General features: G+C 36.6%; 16 protein-coding genes and 1 pseudogene. 5 read left to right on the plus strand and 12 right to left on the minus strand.

Going from position 1 to position 16,987, the window contains the following annotated elements:
* Nucleotides 1-45: 45 nt before the first annotated feature.
* From pfkA to dnaE, 6 genes and pseudogenes are all read right to left on the minus strand, one after another.
* Nucleotides 46-1,005, minus strand: coding sequence for a 6-phosphofructokinase (gene pfkA, locus AC3WTA_RS10610; protein WP_000821162.1), 960 nt, complete (start codon nt 1,003-1,005; stop codon nt 46-48).
* A 128-nt stretch (nt 1,006-1,133) separates the two neighbouring features.
* Nucleotides 1,134-2,108 carry an acetyl-CoA carboxylase carboxyl transferase subunit alpha gene (gene accA, locus AC3WTA_RS10615; RefSeq protein ID WP_000818786.1) on the minus strand — a complete coding sequence of 325 codons (975 nt, stop codon included), beginning with the start codon at nt 2,106-2,108 and terminating at the stop codon, nt 1,134-1,136.
* Entirely contained in the window at nt 2,096-2,965 is an 870-nt protein-coding gene (accD, locus tag AC3WTA_RS10620; protein ID WP_000942866.1) for an acetyl-CoA carboxylase, carboxyltransferase subunit beta, read from the minus strand. The genes accA and accD overlap by 13 nt, the downstream gene beginning before the upstream one ends.
* Before the next feature lie 185 nt (nt 2,966-3,150).
* Nucleotides 3,151-3,794: pseudogene (locus AC3WTA_RS10625) on the minus strand (FadR/GntR family transcriptional regulator).
* 14 nt (nt 3,795-3,808) lie between these two features.
* The gene (gene ystJ, locus AC3WTA_RS10630; RefSeq protein ID WP_161796084.1) at nt 3,809-5,017 is read right to left on the minus strand and encodes an NADP-dependent malic enzyme; all 1,209 of its coding nucleotides are present in this window, start codon (nt 5,015-5,017) and stop codon (nt 3,809-3,811) included.
* 133 nt (nt 5,018-5,150) lie between these two features.
* A complete protein-coding gene (gene dnaE / locus AC3WTA_RS10635) occupies nt 5,151-8,477 on the minus strand; it encodes a DNA polymerase III subunit alpha (RefSeq protein WP_000673712.1) in 3,327 nt (1,108 codons plus the stop codon).
* Nucleotides 8,478-8,519: 42 nt separating this feature from the next.
* On the opposite strand from dnaE, the gene ytrH reads away from it, so the two are divergent.
* Both ytrH and ytrI read left to right on the plus strand, forming a co-directional pair.
* Nucleotides 8,520-8,933 carry a sporulation membrane protein YtrH gene (gene ytrH / locus AC3WTA_RS10640; RefSeq protein ID WP_073516695.1) on the plus strand — a complete coding sequence of 138 codons (414 nt, stop codon included), beginning with the start codon at nt 8,520-8,522 and terminating at the stop codon, nt 8,931-8,933.
* Nucleotides 8,930-9,433 carry a sporulation membrane protein YtrI gene (ytrI, locus tag AC3WTA_RS10645; RefSeq protein WP_001265727.1) on the plus strand — a complete coding sequence of 168 codons (504 nt, stop codon included), beginning with the start codon at nt 8,930-8,932 and terminating at the stop codon, nt 9,431-9,433. Before ytrH ends, ytrI begins: the two co-directional genes overlap by 4 nt.
* 233 nt (nt 9,434-9,666) lie before the next feature.
* Here ytrI and AC3WTA_RS10650 read toward each other — a convergent pair whose 3' ends face one another.
* The gene (locus AC3WTA_RS10650; RefSeq protein WP_000545141.1) at nt 9,667-10,599 is read right to left on the minus strand and encodes a DHH family phosphoesterase; all 933 of its coding nucleotides are present in this window, start codon (nt 10,597-10,599) and stop codon (nt 9,667-9,669) included.
* A gap of 240 nt (nt 10,600-10,839) precedes the next feature.
* Here AC3WTA_RS10650 and AC3WTA_RS10655 point away from each other — a divergent pair, with 240 nt between their 5' ends.
* Nucleotides 10,840-11,136 carry a YtpI family protein gene (locus AC3WTA_RS10655; RefSeq protein WP_001144772.1) on the plus strand — a complete coding sequence of 99 codons (297 nt, stop codon included), beginning with the start codon at nt 10,840-10,842 and terminating at the stop codon, nt 11,134-11,136.
* Between the two features lie 17 nt (nt 11,137-11,153).
* On the opposite strand, the gene AC3WTA_RS10660 is transcribed toward AC3WTA_RS10655, so the two are convergent.
* From AC3WTA_RS10660 to AC3WTA_RS10670, 3 genes are all read right to left on the minus strand, one after another.
* Nucleotides 11,154-11,417: a DUF3949 domain-containing protein gene (locus tag AC3WTA_RS10660; RefSeq protein WP_000093751.1), complete on the minus strand. Its 264-nt coding sequence runs from the start codon at nt 11,415-11,417 to the stop codon at nt 11,154-11,156.
* Between the two features lie 89 nt (nt 11,418-11,506).
* Nucleotides 11,507-12,448, minus strand: a complete 942-nt coding sequence (locus AC3WTA_RS10665) for a phosphotransferase enzyme family protein (protein WP_000345528.1) — start codon at nt 12,446-12,448, stop codon at nt 11,507-11,509.
* A gap of 444 nt (nt 12,449-12,892) precedes the next feature.
* On the minus strand, nt 12,893-14,206 hold the full coding sequence (locus tag AC3WTA_RS10670; RefSeq protein ID WP_000201567.1) for a CBS domain-containing protein: 1,314 nt from the start codon (nt 14,204-14,206) through the stop codon (nt 12,893-12,895).
* 244 nt (nt 14,207-14,450) lie between these two features.
* Here AC3WTA_RS10670 and AC3WTA_RS10675 point away from each other — a divergent pair, with 244 nt between their 5' ends.
* Nucleotides 14,451-14,612 (plus strand): hypothetical protein, encoded by a 162-nt coding sequence (locus AC3WTA_RS10675; protein ID WP_000976298.1) that lies wholly within the window; start codon nt 14,451-14,453, stop codon nt 14,610-14,612.
* 40 nt (nt 14,613-14,652) lie between these two features.
* Here the strand turns inward: AC3WTA_RS10675 and AC3WTA_RS10680 are convergent, their stop codons facing one another.
* Nucleotides 14,653-15,336: a metal-dependent hydrolase gene (locus tag AC3WTA_RS10680; RefSeq protein WP_000868942.1), complete on the minus strand. Its 684-nt coding sequence runs from the start codon at nt 15,334-15,336 to the stop codon at nt 14,653-14,655.
* A gap of 149 nt (nt 15,337-15,485) precedes the next feature.
* Here AC3WTA_RS10680 and pepQ point away from each other — a divergent pair, with 149 nt between their 5' ends.
* The gene (pepQ, locus tag AC3WTA_RS10685) at nt 15,486-16,583 is read left to right on the plus strand and encodes a Xaa-Pro dipeptidase (protein WP_000994030.1); all 1,098 of its coding nucleotides are present in this window, start codon (nt 15,486-15,488) and stop codon (nt 16,581-16,583) included.
* A gap of 29 nt (nt 16,584-16,612) precedes the next feature.
* Here the strand turns inward: pepQ and AC3WTA_RS10690 are convergent, their stop codons facing one another.
* Nucleotides 16,613-16,984, minus strand: coding sequence for a DUF3221 domain-containing protein (locus AC3WTA_RS10690; protein ID WP_001079365.1), 372 nt, complete (start codon nt 16,982-16,984; stop codon nt 16,613-16,615).
* Nucleotides 16,985-16,987 lie beyond the last annotated feature (3 nt).

Here is a 16,987-nt window from a genome sequence, read left to right on the forward strand (position 1 = left end):
TCCGAAAATTATGAAACCGTTCCCAAATATCCGACATTAAGCCGATTAGATGGATAATTCTTTAGATAATTGATACATATCTTTATCGATTGTATGCTTTTGAGCTAACGCTTCGATAATATCATGATCAACAAGTTTATTATCTTGAATACCTACACAACGTCCACCTCTACCAGCAATTAATAATTCAACTGCTCTTGCGCCAAGACGACTTGCTAATACACGGTCTTGTGCACTTGGTGATCCACCACGTTGTACGTGACCTAATACAGTTACACGAGTATCAAAGTTTGTTGCTTCTTCAATGTGCTTACCGATGTCAATTGCACTTCCAACACCTTCAGCCACAATGATAATACTGTGTTTTTTACCACGTTCACTACCGCGCTTCAGACGAGCAATAACATCTTCCATGTCATACTCTTCTTCTGGAATTAAGATTGTTTCGGCACCATCAGCTAAACCAGCCCATAATGCGATATCTCCAGCATGACGCCCCATTACTTCGATAACATATGTACGTTCATGAGATGTAGCTGTGTCACGAATTTTATCAATTGCATCAATAACAGTATTTAAAGCTGTATCGAAACCAATTGTGAAGTCTGTTCCAGGAATATCATTGTCGATTGTACCTGGTACACCAACACATGGGAATCCTTGTTCAGTTAATTTTTTAGCACCTTGGTAAGAGCCATCTCCACCAATAACAACAAGTCCTTCGATACCGTGTTTCTTTAATTGCTCGATACCTTTTAGTCGTACTTCTGGATCTTTAAACTCAGGACATCTTGCTGTATATAATTTCGTACCACCACGGTGGATAATATCGCCAACAGAACCAAGTTCTAATTTTTCAATATGACCAGAAATTAAACCCGCGTATCCATGGTAAATACCATATACTTCAATATCATGGAAAATCGCTTTACGAACAACTGCACGAATGGCAGCATTCATACCAGGTGAATCTCCACCACTTGTTAATACACCAATACGTTTCATTTGTACTCACCTCATAAAGATTATTTGCCTTATAATAAAATAACACGAAAAAATATAAAAACACAATGGAGAAGATGTGTCTTTTCATAATAAAAACGTGCATTCGCGAAGAGGAACGCACGCTTTTATTATTTTATCCCAATGGAAGCGTTTGAAAACGAAACTTGCCCAATTTTCATATATTTTTCATAACGTTTTTCGATTAATTCATCTTTCGAAATTCCGCTTAATTGTTCAAAAGTTTTCTTAAGCATTAAATCTATATTTTCTGATTGTTTTAAAATATTACGATGCGCTCCACCTTTTGCCTCTGGAATAATTTCGTCAATTACACCTAATTCTTTCAAATCTAATGCTGTAATTTTCATCGCTTCTGCAGCTTCTTTTGCTTTACCAGCGTCTTTCCAAAGAATTGCCGCCGCACCCTCTGGTGTAATAACAGAATACGTGGAATTTTCCAGCATATGAATGTAATCTCCTACTCCAAGACCTAACGCACCACCACTACCACCTTCACCGATAACAATACAAATAACAGGGACAGTTAAGCCCGCCATTTCAAATAAATTACGGGCAATCGCCTCACTTTGTCCACGTTCTTCAGCTGCTTTACCAGGATAGGCTCCCTTCGTATCGATGAAACAAATAATAGGACGATTAAACTTTTCCGCTTGTTTCATTAGACGCAGTGCTTTTCGATATCCTTCTGGATGAGGCATCCCAAAATTACGACGAATATTTTCTTTCGTATCTTTTCCGCGTTGGTGCCCAATTACAGTTACAGGCATCCCCTTATATTTCGCAATGCCGCCGACAATCGCTGCATCGTCGCCAAATAGGCGATCTCCATGACATTCAAAAAAATTAGTAAATAAGTGCTCAATATAATCGAGCGTTGTCGGTCGTTCTGCATGACGAGCAATTTGAACACGGTCCCATACTTTCATATTGCCGTATATATCTTCCTCTAATTTTTCTAGCTTGTCTTCCAAAATACGAATCTCCTCACTGAAGTCCATCTGGCTGTTTTTCGTATAGTCTTTCAGTTCACGAATCTTATTTCTTAGCTCAACAACTGGTTTCTCAAATTCTAGCTCTGCCATACAGCCATTTCCCCTCCTTGATGAACTTCTAAAATCTTACGGAGCGATTCTCTCATATCATCACGATGCACAACCGCATCTAATTGACCGTGCTCTAATAAAAATTCTGCCGTTTGGAAATCTTCCGGTAGTTTTTCACGCACCGTTTGTTCAATTACACGTCTACCAGCAAATCCGATAAGTGCACCTGGCTCTGCAAGATTGTAATCACCAAGTGAAGCGAAACTCGCTGAAACCCCGCCCGTCGTTGGGTGAGTCATAACAGAAATAAATAACCCTCCTGCATTACTATGCTTTTTCAAAGCTACGCTTGTTTTTGCCATTTGCATTAAACTTAATATCCCTTCTTGCATACGGGCACCACCCGACGCAGTAAAGATAATAAATGGAACTTGTAAGTCGTATGCTTTTTCAACTGCACGGGCAATTTTCTCTCCTACAACAGAGCCCATGCTGCCCATTCGAAAACGAGAATCCATTACTGCAACAACAACAAGCATGTCATCAATTGTTCCTTCACCAGTTACAACCGCTTCGTTCAATTTAGTCTTCTTACGATCGCTCTCTAGTTTCTCTTCATATCCTGGAAACTCGAGTGGATTTAATGAAACCATTTCTTTGTCATACTCACGGAATGACCCTTCGTCCAATATACTATCAAGACGTTCCCATGCATTCATAGGATGATGATATCCACAATTCACACATACTTTTAAATTTTTTAGAAGCTCTTTCGTATACATGATTTTTTTACATTTCGGACATTTTGTCATAACGCCATCCGGTACATCTTTTCGTACTTGTTCTGAAGGTATTGCAGCGTACTTTTTCTTTTTCACGAATAAATCTCTTAGCACAATTTGACCCCCTTCATTGAGAGCTAAGGTTAGCGCAAGAAGAAAATTGGGCTAACACCAAAGTTTGATGTTAGCCTTATCTTCTCAATCTGTCTAATAACCTCACTCTTTACGTTTAACTTTAACCGCTACGCGATAGAATGTTTGTCATAACGTGTCATGGTCATTTCGACAAATTTTATACATTACGAGTGAAACTGTATATTCTCTACTAATTCATCGTAAATTTTTAGTGCATCATTTTCTTGTTTTTCTTCCAAAGTAGCATAAAGCTTTCTATACATATCGATAGAATCTCCTGAAACTTCACAAGAAAGAGTTGATACGTAATCATTTACGATCATCCAAATGCGATATAGTAAATAATTATCGACTTGTTCAATGAGTGTTTTAAAGAACGTTTGATGAAGCATCGGAATTGAGTTTTCATTTTCTTCAAGCACTTGATTTAATTTTCTTAGCACTTTAGAAAACGTTTCTTTCGGCAAATTACATACAATTCGAATCATATCTTTCTCAAGCAATCGTTTTGTTTGTAATAAATCACGAATTGTTTTCTCATCTTGCAGCAAGAACGGCGCAATCAATTGTACAAGACCGTTATCGTAAAAGTTTCGAATAAACGTCCCTTCACCACGTCTCGTTTCAATCAATCCTACCAGTTCTAAAGCACGCAATGCTTCTCTTACAGAGGAACGCCCTACGTTTAAACGTGAACTTAACTCACGCTCAGACGGCAAACGATCCCCCGCCACCAATCCATCTTCTTCCATAATGGAACGGATTTTTTTACAATTTCGAGATATACTTTTGTATTTGATGATGTCAATGGAAATTCCTCGCTTATTCTTTACCAATCAGCGCTAATTGTTTTGTTTTCTCAGCAATCTCATTTGGATCTACTTGACGGCGAGCTACTCCTGTCTCCATTGCAGCTTTCGCAACGTAAGCTGCCACTTGAGGCGCTACACGCGCGTCAAACGGTGCCGGAATGATATAGTCTGCATTCAACTCATCTTCTGCTACAAGCTCAGCAATAGCCTGTACAGCTGCCATCTTCATTTCTTCGTTAATTTGTGTCGCATGTACGTCAAGTGCACCACGGAAAATACCAGGGAACGCTAGTACATTATTTACTTGGTTCGCGAAGTCAGAACGACCCGTTCCAACAACAGCTGCGCCCGCTGCTTTTGCCAATTCTGGCATAATTTCTGGAACTGGATTCGCCATTGCAAAAATAATTGCATCGTCATTCATTGTACGAACCATCTCTTCTGTTAATGCACCTTCTGCAGATACACCAATGAATACGTCCGCACCTTGTACAACGTCAGCTAAAGAACCTTCGATACGATTCTTATTTGTATATTTTGCAACTTCATCCTTCACCGGATTCATACCTGTAGGACGACCATCATAGATTGCGCCTTTACGGTCACACATAATAATGTCGCGTACACCATAGCGATATAAAAGTTTAATAATTGCAATACCTGCTGCACCTGCGCCATTTGCGACAACTTTAATGTCAGACATTTTCTTTCCAACTAATTTTAGCGCGTTCACAAGACCTGCTACTGTTACGATAGCTGTTCCGTGTTGATCATCATGGAAGATAGGAATATTTGTTTCTTTTTTCAAACGTTCTTCAATAATGAAGCAGTTTGGTGCTGCGATATCCTCTAAGTTAACGCCGCCAAAAGTTGGCTCCATTAATTTTACAGTTTCAACAATTTTATCTACATCGTTTGTATTTAAGGCAATTGGGAATGCATCTACACCAGCAAAGCTCTTAAATAATACAGCTTTACCTTCCATTACTGGAAGAGATGCTTCAGGTCCAATGTTACCAAGACCAAGTACAGCCGTGCCATCTGTCACAACTGCTACCATATTTCCCTTCATCGTATATTCATATACCTTACTTTTATCGTCATAAATTTCTTTACAAGGTTCTGCAACCCCTGGAGAATATGCAAGACTTAAATCTTTTGCATTTTCTACTTTTACTTTTGATACAGTTTCTAATTTTCCTTGATGCACTTTATGCATGTGAAGTGCTTCTTCACGAAGTGTTGACAAACTATCCACTCTCCTCAAATTATTCTAGCTGATATCAATTTCTCCAAGTGGTCTGACCACGAACACTACTACTATAATAATCGAAGTGTAGGGAAATTGTCCATTATATTTTCACAACCACATTTTCTTCCCCGACAATTTCACGAAGTGCTCCTAAACATTCTTCACTTGGATGAATCGATAAACTTCGAGATAATTGTACCATTTTATGTTCCTTTTCATAATAAATTAGTACTTTCGCAAAACCTGAATAGTCAAACAATATTTTAGTAACCTGATTTAAAAGCTTTTTCTCATACTGAGACGGCAATTTCACGTAAACAGATGCGTCTTTCTTTTCTTCATACACATCCATTTCTTCTAATGGATATAGTCCATTTACAATCCATTGTAACTTATGATTTCTTAGCTCAATCATGCCGTCAACTAAAACAATTGCTCCTTCTTGTAACTTATCTGAGAAATGTATATACGTTTCAGGGAAAAGAACTGCTTCCATTTCATCATTTTGATCACAAAATGTAATAAACGCCATCTTTTGCAACTTTTTCGTACGAATCACTCTCACGCTTGTTATATACACGATAGCCCTTTGTACTTTTTTCTTATGTCGCATCGCCTGAGCAAGGGATGGAATTTCTAATTCTTTCGCTAACTTCACATACTGCGCTGTCGGATAGCTTGATAAATAAAAACCTAGTGCTTCCTTCTCTTTATTTAACTGTTCAATAAAAGAGAGCTCTTCTCCTTGCACGTATTTTGATTTTGGAACAGCATCTCCTAAATCACGTGCAAGATTTGCGTACTCTAACGCTCCTTTAAGGCTTTTCCATAAGTTTGTTCTCGAAACACCAAAATCATCAAAACACCCAGACCAGACGAACGCCTCTAAATTTCGCTCTGTTACAAACTTTGATGGCATACGAAGACAAAATTCAAATAAATCTTCAAATATTTTTTTCTCTCGTTCTTCGAGTAATGCTGTCACTGTAGCCATTCCAATGTTTCGAATTGAAAGTAAGCTGTAACGTATCGCATTACCTTCTATTTGGAAATTGTAACCACTTCTCTGAAGAGACGGCGGCAAAACGTGAAAACCTTTCCGCTTCGTTTCTCGTATATACTGCACAATCTTATCTTCATTTCCAATTGCACTTGATAATAATGCTGTCATAAATTCCAGCGTATAATTCGCTTTTAAGTAAGCAAGCTGATATCCAATCATACTGTAGGCTACAGCGTGACTTCGGTTAAAACCGTAATTTGCAAATCTTACAATTAAATCATAAATTTTCTCTGCGGATGTCTCGTCATAACCATTTTGTAAACAGCCTTGTACAAAATGCTTACGCTCCTGATCTAAAATATCACGATTTTTTTTACTCACTGCACGGCGTAATAAATCTGCTTCTCCGAGCGAGAATCCCGCCAACTTCGACGCAATTTGCATAATTTGTTCTTGGTATACAATTACACCGTACGTTCTTTCTAAAATCGGCTTTAAATCCGGATGTAAATATTCAATTTTTCTTTTTCCGTGCTTTGATTCAATAAAAGTTGGAATTTGTTCCATTGGTCCTGGTCTATATAATGAGTTAACAGCGACAATATCTTCAAATTCATTCGGTTTTAACCCGCGAAGTACATTTCGCATACCACCTGATTCAAGCTGGAATACACCTGTTGTATCCCCTCTACCTAACAATTGGAACGTCTTTTCATCTTGAAGTGGTAAATTTCTTAAATCAATTTGTGTCCCCGTCTTTTTCACAATAAACTTTATAATATTTTCAAGTAACGTTAAATTACGTAATCCTAAAAAATCCATCTTTAACAAACCAAGTTCTTCTAATGCATCAGCTGGATATTGTGTAACATACACATCGTTATGCCCTTCTTGAATCGCAACACTTCCTGTTAACGGCTCTTGGCTCATAATAACGCCAGCTGCATGAATAGACGTATGACGCGGTAAGCCTTCTACACGTTTTGCAATTTCAAACACACGCTCATGCAACAGATTCCCTTGTATGAACTCACGGAGTGATTGCGATTCCTCATATGCATCTTTTAACGTTATACCGAGCTTTGATGGGATAAGTTTTGAGAATATGTCAATATCTCGCGGCGGAAGCCCCATTACACGCGCAATATCTCTAATTGCCGCTTTCGCTGCAAGCGTCCCGAACGTTACGATTTGTGCAACACGAAGCTGACCATATTTATCTTTCACATATCGAATCATCTCATCACGTCTTATATCTGGAAAATCGATATCAATATCTGGAAGTGTCACACGTTCGGGGTTTAAAAATCTTTCAAATAATAGATCATATTCAATCGGATCAATATCTGTAATTTCTAATACGTAAGAAACGAGTGAGCCAGCTGCCGATCCACGTCCTGGTCCTGTTAAAATATGATTTTCATGCGCATACTTCATAAAATCCCACACGATGAGGAAATAATCACTAAACCCCATACTAGAAATAACGTTTAATTCATGATTCAAACGCTTTATATGTACTTCTTTCGGCGTACCATATCGTTTCTGCAAGCCTTCTTCACAAACGCGGCGTAAATACATATCATTCGTCTCGTTAGCTGGAACAGGAAATTTCGGTAATTGATTTATATGAAACGGTATTTCTACTCTGCAACGTTCTGCAATTTCTACTGTGTTATAAATCGCTTCTTCTACGTGAGAAAATAGTGCTTCCATTTCATCTGATGATTTTAAATAATATTGATCCGTTTTCAACCTTGGTCTATCTGGATCAGTCATTTTCGTTCCACTTTCAACAGATAATAAGCACTCATGAACAAGTGCATCACTTTGATTGATGTAGCGTACATCGTTTGTTGCAACAACTGGAACATTTATCCTACTCATAAATGCAGGTAATTTCTCTTGCAGGAGCAGTTCATCTTGAATCGCATGATGCTGCAAACTCATATAAAAATTGCCGAACATGCTTTGATACATGCGAGCTACTTCTTCAGCTTCACTCTCTTTGTCTTCTAATAATAATTGTTCAATTTCCCCATCTTTACCTGGTGAAATAGCAATTAATCCTTTCGCATAATGGGCAAGCCACTTTTTCGGAATACCTTCTTTTGACTTCGTCATAATGCTACTAGAAATCTTTAATAAATTTTGATAGCCCATTTCATTTTCAGCAAGTAAAACAAGCGGATAAGATTTTTCCTCTTCTTCACTAAAAATAGAAGCTGTTAAGCCGATAATAGGCTGTATACCATGTTTCTTACATGCTTTATAAAACGGAATAACGCCATACATAACATTTTCGTCCGTAATAGCGAGTGACGAAAAACCAAGTTCTTTCGCCCTGACTACAAGCTCATCAATTTTACAAGCACTTTTTAATAAACTAAAAACGGTTTGACATTGTAAATGCACAAACTTCACTGTTGTACCCTCTCTTTACCAATCTGACTACTTTTATTATAGGTGATGAGGAAAGCGGAAATCAAAACATACTTCTTATACTTTGTCCATATATATGAAGAAGAAAGGGGAATGACGATGGATGTAAGAGAACATACTTTTTTCTCTCTGCTTATTATTAGTTATTTTATTGCCTTTGGGGTTATACTTGGTGGTTCATTAATTGGTGGATTTGGTGCATTTCTTATCGGAAAACCAACTCTAACTTACATTAATCAATTCGCCCAAAATTTAAGAATTTGGGCACTCGTTGCAGCAATTGGTGGAACATTTGATACTTTTTATAGCTTTGAAAGAAGTTTCTTTGGCGGAGATATGAAAGATATTGTAAAACAAATTCTCCTTATTTTTTTCGCAACGGGTGGTATGCAAACAGGTCTTACTATTATTAAATGGCTAACGCAGGAACATGTATGAGAGTACCAAGTGCCAATACAGCAAAAAAATGGTATTTAGTTTTAGCTGGTGCTGCTGTTGGAGGCGTGTTGAGCTGGTTTGTTTTTTTGTACATATACGGTGTTTTTCAAGAAGAACAAGCTAGTAAAATAGCAGAGCAACGAGAAATTATAGAAAAACAAGAAGCAAAGCTCCACGTCCTTCTCGAAGATCAAGAAAAATTGAATACAGAAAATAAACGACTCTTAACTATTCAAGAGATTAAAATAAAAATAATCAATCGAGAAAAATACGATTTAGACAATCTTACACTCGAAAATATGACCACTTCTATTCATAATGACCTCCAGCATCTTTTAACGAAAAACATACAAAGTATCGCAAAAAATAAAGACCTACTCAAAAAAGCAATCGAAAATAAAACGTATAAACATTACGATCGTCTATACCGCTTTAAAGTCGATACAATATCTTTTGATACCGTGCTTGAAATTAGCATTGCTATAGAAAAAGAAAAATAAAATCCCTCCACTTTATCGACATATATGACTCGATAAATGGAGGGGCTTTTTATTTTATTATCGTCATGAGGGTTCTCTTAAAACATAAAAAAAGACGTTTTTGGGAGTTTTTCATTATTTCATCAAATCAATCTCATAAATAACAAAAAACCCCTATTTATTGATGTTTCATTTTAAAAACAAAAAAGAAGGGCTTAAGCGTCCTCCTTCTCTTTCGTTCAACATACAATTTTTTATCTACACAGCTCACGTAAATCAGCAAAAAGACGATCCGCTTCTTCCCAAGAAGATGCTTTTGCACCAGAAGCCATCGGATGCCCTCCGCCATTATATTGCATCGCTAATTTATTTATCACTGGTCCTTTTGAGCGAAGACGAACACGAATCACATCGTCTTCCTCTAAAAATAGAACCCACGACTTTAATCCATCAATATTACCAAGTGCTCCAACAACGCCAGATGCCTCAGAAGGAAGTACATCAAACTTTTCTAATACTTCTTTCGTTAATTTAATGTAAGCTGCTCCTTCTTCTACCATCGTAAAGTTTTGTAAAATATAGCCGTTTAAACGAGCAATTTTTTCTTTCGTCTTATACATTTCATTGTATAAATCTGTGAATTTCACATCCATATTAACAAGCTCACTTACGTAACGAAGTGTTTTCGCTGTTGTATTCGGGAATAAGAAACGACCTGTATCCCCAACAATACCCGCTAAAATAAGACGAGCTGCTTCTTTCGTTATCTGTAATCCTTTATCTTTTCCATAACTGTAAAACTCATAGATCATTTCACTTGTAGAACTTGCTGTCGTATCTACCCACGTAATATCTCCGTACGGATCTTCATTCGGATGATGATCAATTTTAATTAACATCTTCCCTTTTGCATAGCGTTGATCGTCAACACGTTCTTGGTTCGCAGTATCACATACGATAACAAGTGCATTTTCATATACACTATCTTCAATATCATCCATTACTCGTAAATATTCTAGTGACGGTTCATTGTACCCAACCGTATAAATATTTTTCTCTGGAAACGATTCTTGTAGAATTGTACCAAGACCGCCCTGTGAACCTAATGCATCTGGATCTGGACGCACATGACGATGAATAATAATTGTATCAAACTCTTTAATTGCTCCTAAAATTTGCTCATGCATATGTATAATCTCCTTTTTACTCAACTTCTCCACTTTAACGTGCAGTAACATCCCAATCGGTGCAGGCTAATCATTAGCACGCAGTAACATCCCCGCACTAATTAAAGTTTCACTTTATCCTTCATTATAACGGAAAGTATTTCATACATGCGAACAATTGCTTTATAATAAAAGTTAGAAAGTTTAGATATTTATTTTTTCTCCACTATTATTTTTCACAAAGCGATGGGAGTGTGCATTATGCCAGTATTAGTCTTCTGTATTATCGTCTCATTTATGTTGTACCTCTTCTACAAAACAAAATACTTTCGTACAAACCGCCCAATGGAGAAAGGTTGGCTCTCAGGAAAATCCGCAATGGCACTTGGTTCATTCGTCTTATTCTTCGGGATAAACCAATTCTTTTTAGAACTTTCAACCGCTCGTATTATCGTTGGTGTTTTATTTGTTCTATTTGGTAGTGCAAGTGTATTTAATGGATTTCGCCAATACAAACATTTCTTACCATTAGCAGTTGAAGAAGCTGAATCTGTCTGAAGCAACATAAAAAAGCATCAATATTGTGATGCTTTTTTACGTCCCCTAACTTTTAAAATCATATATGCAACAAACGCAGACGGTATATTAAAGGGGTTGCCTTGTACGTGAAAATGTAATTGTTCTTCTTCAAAAGACATTTTTTCATATAATTCTTGCTGAGATAATCCTGTTCGTTTCTTTTTTTCATGTAAACCTTGTAAATATAAATATTGAAGCGGTATCATCACAAGAAAGTAAAATAGTGCGATCCCACCAAAAAAGAGCACTTCTGATGACATAATGCATACCACCTTCCCTAAATCCATTTTCTTACAATTTAATTATAACATAGTATAAACTCTAATTAAATTAATATTCTGTTTTTTAGTTATACAATTGTCTCACCACATAATTCCTCTTCAGCATACTGAACATATCGCCGAATAAAAGCACCGGGATCTTTTCTAATAGGCTCGATATCCAGTCTTAACGGAATCTTTCCCGCCATATAAAAAATTCTCGAAGCAGTCCCAAGTCGAATAGCTGCTTCCGAAATATTTTCCCCATATCCCATCATGAAATTCCCCCATGCGTCTTCTAACTGTCCCGAAGCAATTAAATGCAATCTCGGAACACCAATATCAAACTCTTTATAGCCAAATCCACATTCATCAAAATCGAGTAAATACCAATCCTCTCTGTCTACAAGAACATTGCCAAAATGCATATCACCGTGAACAAATTGTTTTTCTCCTAGTTGAGTTGAATTTTCGAGTTCTTGTATTCTTTCTGCAATTCTTATGCACTTATGCTTATCCGCATGCGATAGAAATGAAGCATTTAGTAATCGTTGTAAAGGTTCATGGTTTACCTTTTGCTCACTATATATAGGCCTTTCATAACCTCTCCAAGTTTGCGGTACTCTTTTGAGCACTCCATTTGTTTTTTCATGAAACATTCGCATTAATGATCCAAGCTTTTCATAATCTTTATCCTTTGGTTCTAAAATTTCACTTCCGTTTATAAACCTAAAGACAACAAAATACTGGATACTTCCCTCACCTTTCATAATAGGTGTGATCAAATCACCACTTTTATTGACAACTACTTCTGGTACTAACATTTGTTTTTGTATCGCTATTAACCAATGTATTTCAGCCTCTATTTGCTCGCATGTATAACGTCCTTCTCTGTACTGCCTAACTACAAATTTATTTTTGTCCGATTCGAATATATATGTTTGATTTTCTCCCCCATGTAACAATGAAACTTTCGTAAGACTATTTAAATTATATTGCTTACATAACTGCTCTTTAGTGTGAAAATCCATTCTTCTCCCCCTAGTTCCTATAGTGAAGCGTAGTCTCTTTTATCCAATTACATTATTGTTATCTCTTAACGATTAGTAGCGTAATCGACTAACAACCAATTTTCTATCCACATTGATACATATCCTTCTATTTTTTCACTTCTCTACTTAAAACGCCCACCGAGCTTAAATAATAACTTCAAAATCCAATAAAACAATATAAAGTTAAAGAAAAAGCCTAATGGATTAAACGAAATTTCCCATTCGACACCTCCATAATTATTGTTCAAGCATCTTCAAATGATTACGTGTTCCTATTTATAAATATGAAACAGAATGTGATTTATTTTTCGCTTTCGCAATTCAAACCATGATAGATTCAGTTGCTAACTACATTTTAAAACTCCCTAATGTAGCGTTCTAAAAAAAAAAATGGAACAAACCAAAGCGGTCTGCTCCATCTTTTTATTTATCGATCAACTGCACCATAAGTAATGCTTTCCCGACGACATTACCTTCATGATGCACTTCTACATCAACCTTACCAAATTTACGTCCAATTTCTAATACTTTCGGATGAACCGATACAACATTGTCAATTTGAACTGGTTTTACGAAATAAATTGTTAAGTTCTCAACAATTAAATCACTCTTCTTTTGCGCACGAATAACGCGATTCGTTGCTTCCGTCACAATTGTTGCGAATACACCGTAAGATAACGTTCCGATTGAATTCGTCATTTGCGGCGTCACTGAAAATTGATATAAATGTTCATTTTTCGCTTCTTTCGGCGTCATAAATTGATTCGTTACAATATCATCGATTGTTTCGCCGACTTGTGGTTGGCGCTGAATCATTTGCAACGCCTGAAGTACATCTTGACGACTAATAATACCTTGCAACTTATTTCCTTCATCAACAACAGGAAGTAACTCAATACCTTCCCACACCATCATACGTGCCGCAGCTGCGACAGACATTTTTCCATTTACCGTAATTGGATGCTTTGTCATTACTTTATCAATTGGTGTTTCTTTTACAACACCAATCATATCCTTAGAAGTCACAATACCTAATACCTTTTTATTTTCATCAACAATCGGATATCTTCCGTGCATCGTCTCTTCGTTATACGCATGCCATTGCTGCACTGTATCATTTGGTTTTAAATATAACGTTTCTTCAATTGGCGTTAAAATATCTTCAACGAGTACAATTTCTTTCTTAATCAGCTGATCGTAAATCGCACGGTTAATTAACGTTGCAACTGTAAATGTATCGTAACTACTTGAAATAATCGGCAGTTTTAATTCATCTGCTAATTTCTTCACATGATCTTCCGTATCAAATCCGCCCGTAATTAATACAGCGGCTCCAGTTTCTAACGCTAATTGATGCGCGTTCGTACGGTTACCGACAATAAGTAAGTTTCCAGCTTCTGTATAGCGCATCATCGCTTCTAATTTCATTGCCCCGATTACGAATTTATTTAACGTTTTATGTAGTCCTTCTCTGCCTCCAAGTACTTGGCCATCAACAATGTTAACAACTTCTGCATATGTCAACTTTTCAATATTTTCTTTCTTCTTTTGTTCAATTCGAATGGTTCCGACACGTTCAATCGTACTAACATACCCTTTATTTTCTGCATCTTTAATTGCACGGTAAGCTGTCCCTTCACTTACACTCAAATCTTTTGCAATTTGCCTTACAGAAATTTTATGCCCTACTGGCAGGCCATTAATATGTTCTAAAATTTGGTTATGCTTGGTAGCCAAATGGTTTCACCATACTTTCTTTTCCCTAAATTCTTCATGTGTTGTATTTTTAGTATACTATATTTTCAAAACTGTTACACTCTCTCTTTATATATCTGTACTATTTTTTTTATAACAAAATACGCCTTACATGACACTACTTCTTCTATTACAACAATGTAATGGTATTGTCATCTCGTTCGATAGTTTGTCCAGCCGCTTCAATATACAATGAAGACAAGAAATGAAACAAAGGAGCGGATATATGATGAAAAAATTATTAGAAGTTGTAGGTGCTGTATTTTTAGCTTTCGTAGACGGAAAAAAAGTTGCAATGGAATTGAATGAAACACCTGAACAGCCACTTCCAAAAAGAAAAGAATCACCAAAACAAGTACAACCTTTAAAAGCTGTCCTACACACGTAAAAAACCCTTCACTTGTCTTTTCAAATGAAGGGTTTCTTTTCTATAGTGTAATACTTTCTCCAGCTTCTAATACTTTTCCTGTACAATCTTGTAGCTTTTCTACAAATTGATATGGGTCTTGCTCAATTACTGGGAACGTATTGTAATGCATCGGTACAACAGTTTTCGCCTGAGTCCATTTCGCTGCTAAAACAGCATCTTCTGGTCCCATTGTGAAATTATCACCAATTGGTAAAAACGCTATATCAATGTTATTCAGTTCCCCTATTAATTTCATATCAGAGAATATAGCGGTATCTCCTGCATGGTATACAGTTTTCTCTTCTGCTGTAAATAAAATACCTGCTGGCATACCTGTATATGTAATCGTCTTATTTTCTTCATCAATATAACTAGAACCGTGGAATGCTTGTGTAAACTTCACTTTTCCGAAGTCAAATTCATGCGAACCACCAATATGCATCGGATGTGTATTTACACCTTGCCAACTTAAAAATGTCGCTAGTTCAAATGGTGCCACAACAACTGCATTATTTTTCTTCGCAAGCTCTACTGTATCTCCAACATGATCACCATGTCCATGTGATAAAAGAATCGCATCTACTTTTACATCTTCGGCCTTTAAATCTGTCTTCGGATTTCCAGTTAAAAATGGATCAATTAAAATCACTTTTCCATTCGTTTCAATTTTTACAACTGAATGTCCATGATAAGATACTTTCATTATTACATTCCTCCCCTATTCACATTCTCACTTTTTATTCTACATGATTTTTCAATTCCCTGTCTTTTCTAACATCGATTTACTTGTCATAACGCTTTCCTCCGATGTAAAGTTATATTTGTAATTAAATATCTCGGGGGTGCCAATCGATGAATGCTAGATTAGAAAATTTAATGCAATGGCTAAAAGAAAAAAACGTAGAAGCTGCGTTCTTAACTTCTACACCAAACGTTTTCTACATGACAAACTTCCACTGTGAACCACACGAAAGACTTCTTGGCATGTTTGTATTCCAAGAAAAAGAACCTATTTTAATTTGCCCTAAAATGGAAGAAGGTCAAGCGCGTAACGCTGGCTGGGCACATGAAATTATCGGATTTACTGATACTGACAGACCATGGGATATGATTGCAAAAGCAATTAAAGACCGCGGCATCAATGCAAATGCAGTTGCAATTGAAAAAGAACATTTAAACGTAGAACGTTACGAAGAATTAACAAAACTATTCCCAAATGCAGCTTTCAAATCAGCTGAGGAGAAAGTTCGTGAACTTCGTTTAATTAAAGATGAAAAAGAACTTTCTATTTTACGCGAAGCAGCTAAAATGGCAGACTACGCTGTTGAAGTTGGTGTAAATGCAATTAAAGAAGATCGTAGCGAGCTAGAAGTATTAGCAATTATCGAACATGAATTAAAAACAAAAGGCATACATAAAATGTCATTTGATACGATGGTATTAGCAGGTGCAAACTCTGCTCTTCCACACGGTATTCCAGGTGCAAACAAAATGAAACGCGGCGATTTCGTACTATTTGATTTAGGCGTAATCATTGAAGGTTATTGCTCTGACATTACACGTACAGTAGCATTCGGTGAAATTTCTGAAGAACAAACTCGCATTTATAACACTGTACTTGCTGGACAACTACAAGCAGTTGAAGCATGTAAACCAGGTGTTACACTTGGTGCAATCGACAACGCTGCTCGTTCTGTTATCGCAGATGCAGGTTACGGCGACTTCTTCCCACACCGCCTTGGTCACGGACTTGGAATTAGCGTACACGAATATCCAGATGTAAAAGCTGGTAACGAGTCTCCATTAAAAGAAGGTATGGTCTTCACAATCGAGCCAGGTATTTACGTACCAAACGTAGGTGGCGTTCGTATTGAAGATGATATTTACATCACAAAAGACGGGTCAGAAATTTTAACGAAATTCCCGAAAGAATTACAATTTGTGAAATAAGAAAAAGGCAGCTTAATTGCTGCCTTTTTCTATTTTTCTACTATTTCACATTTCTCTACAATCATTTTTGCTGGATAACTTTCAAGTATTTGAGAAAACCATACTTTTATTTTATCCCCTGTTTTTAATTGATTATATGCGCTTTTATCCTTAAAGCTCAAAACCGTATGTGATGGATATTCTTTATTCATTTGTTGTTCTATATAATTTTGCAACTCTACTTTTGTTTCAAACGTTTTATCATCGACAAAAAATGCCGTGTCATTTCTTAATATGACATACCCCTCTTCAGATACTTTTTTTACTGCTACTTGCTCTACTTGTTTTGTAGTACACGCTGATAATATGATTAGAAATGCACCTAAAAACATAAACATAGAAAATTTTATATGCCTATTCATTTT

The sequence above is a fragment of the Bacillus sp. EB106-07-01-XG149 genome (assembly GCF_058791555.1).